The 2,144-nt window shown below is 61.8% G+C and carries 2 protein-coding genes; one reads left to right on the top strand and one right to left on the bottom strand.

What is annotated here, in order from left to right; translation table 11 throughout:
• Positions 1 to 165: 165 nt before the first annotated feature.
• Positions 166 to 1,047: a LysR family transcriptional regulator gene (locus tag CAF70_RS25910; protein WP_085627411.1), complete on the bottom strand. Its 882-nt coding sequence runs from the start codon at positions 1,045 to 1,047 to the stop codon at positions 166 to 168.
• Positions 1,048 to 1,217: 170 nt separating this feature from the next.
• Between CAF70_RS25910 and CAF70_RS25915 the strand changes: the two genes are divergently transcribed.
• The coding region (locus tag CAF70_RS25915; RefSeq protein ID WP_085627412.1) for an acetolactate synthase large subunit at positions 1,218 to 2,144 on the top strand (927 nt) is incomplete at its 3' end.

Consider the following 2,144-nt stretch of genomic DNA (forward strand, 5'->3'; position numbering starts at 1 on the left):
CCCTGTGGGAGCGGGCATGCCCGCGAAGCAGGCGACGCGGTGGATGGCACCGGCTGCGCCGGTGTTCGCGGGCGCGCCCGCTCCCACAGGTATGGCGCATTCCTTGAGCTGGCAGGGTCCCTGTGGCAGCGGCTTTAGCCGCGAAAGGGCCGGAGCAGGCTGGCCTCAACGCTCCAGATAGTGGGTCTGCGCGGCAAAATCGATGAAGCGCTTGCTGGCCAGCGACAGGTATTCCCCCGAGCGCCAGCACAAGCGGAAGCTCATCTGCTGCGCTGGCTGGAACGGTACGCCAACGATGCCCGGTGTACGCTGCTGTACCGAGCGCAGCAGCGTCGCCACGCCCATGTTGTCCAGTGCGGCCTGCACCACCAGCGATACGAAGTTGCTTTGCAGCGCCACCTGGTAAGTGATGCCATGTTCAGCGAAGAACGCGTCCAGCAGGTGGCGCTGCACGAAGGTGCGGTCGAACACCACCATGTCGGTATTGCGCAGGTCCTCGGCCGTGAGGAAGGCCTTGCCGGCATAAGGATGGTCAGGGTGCATGCATGCCAGCATCTCGTCGCTGCCCAGCAGGATCGATTCCTTGTCGGGCGGCACGCGCCTGGACTCCAGCAGCGCCAGGTCGATTTCCCGTTGTTCCAGGCGCTGGCCAATGTCCTCGGCGCTGCCTTCGAACACGGTCATGGCAATGCCCGGATACAGCTTGCGGAAGGCGTTCATCAAACCGGGCACATAGTGCAGGCCGAACATCGGCGGGATACCGAGGCGCACTTCGCCGCGCTTCAGGTCGGCCATGTCGCGCAGCTCTTGCCGGGCCACATCCATTTCGCGCAGGGCCGATTCGATACGGGGCAGGAACCGTTCGCCCTCGGCCGTCAGGATGACTTTGCGCGTGGTGCGGTTGAACAGGGTCACGCCCAGTTCTTCTTCCAGACGGGTAACTGCCATGCTCAGTGCCGGCTGGGCGATATGCAGGTGCTGCGCGGCTTTGGTGAAGCTGCCTTGGCGTACGATCTCGACGCAGCAGCGCAATGCCTTGAGGTTCATTGAAGGGGCTTACCGTTCATAACAAATTGTGATGCCAAGCATCATAACAATATATTTATTATTATTAACCAGAGGGCCTACGATGCGCGCCACTGAGACATCCTGCAACAACTCAGTCACGCAGCTTAATAAAACTGCAATCCCACAAAGATTTTGAGGTAGTACCCCAAATGGCCAAGGCCGCCGATGTCGTTGTGCAATGCCTGGAAAACGAAGGTGTCGAGTATGTGTTCGGCATTCCCGGTGAGGAAAACCTCGACCTGCTCGAATCCCTGCGCAAGTCGAAGATCAAGCTGGTACTGACCCGTCACGAGCAGTCCGCAGGTTTCATGGCTGCCACTTATGGCCGCCTGACTGGCAAGACCGGCGTCAGCCTGTCCACCCTCGGCCCTGGCGCCACCAACCTGGTTACTGCCAGCGCCTACGCCTACCTGGGCGGCATGCCGATGATGATGATCACCGGCCAGAAGCCGATCAAGAAGTCCAAGCAGGGCCGCTTCCAGATCATCGACGTGTGCGGCATGATGGACCCCATCACCAAGTACACCCACCAGTTCGCCTCGGCCGACAACATCCCGGCCCGCATGCGCGAAGCGTTCCGCCTGGCTGAAGAAGAGAAGCCGGGTGCCGTGCACCTGGAGCTGCCGGAAGACATCGCCGCCGAGCAGACCGACGCCCTGCCGATCCCGCGCAGCCTGCACCGTCGCCCGCTGGCCGAGCACGTGGCCATCGAAGCTGCCGTTGAAAAGCTGCAGAATGCGCGCAGCCCGATCCTGGTGATCGGCGCCGGCGCCAACCGCAAGATGACCGCCAAGGTCCTCAAGCAACTGATCGACAAGACCGGCATCCCGTTCATCACCACCCAGATGGGTAAAGGTGTGGTCGACGAGCGCCACCCGCGCTTCCTGGGTAACGCTGCGCTGTCGTCCGGTGACTTCGTACACCGCGCCGTCGAAGCCGCCGACCTGATCATCAACATCGGCCACGACGTAATCGAAAAGCCGCCGTTCTTCATGGTCCGTGGTGGCACCGAGGTCATCCACATCAACTTCCGCTCCGCCGAAGTCGATGCCGTGTACTTCCCGCAGGTGGAAGTG

Source organism: Pseudomonas sp. B19(2017), from assembly GCF_002113165.1.
Lineage (GTDB): Bacteria > Pseudomonadota > Gammaproteobacteria > Pseudomonadales > Pseudomonadaceae > Aquipseudomonas.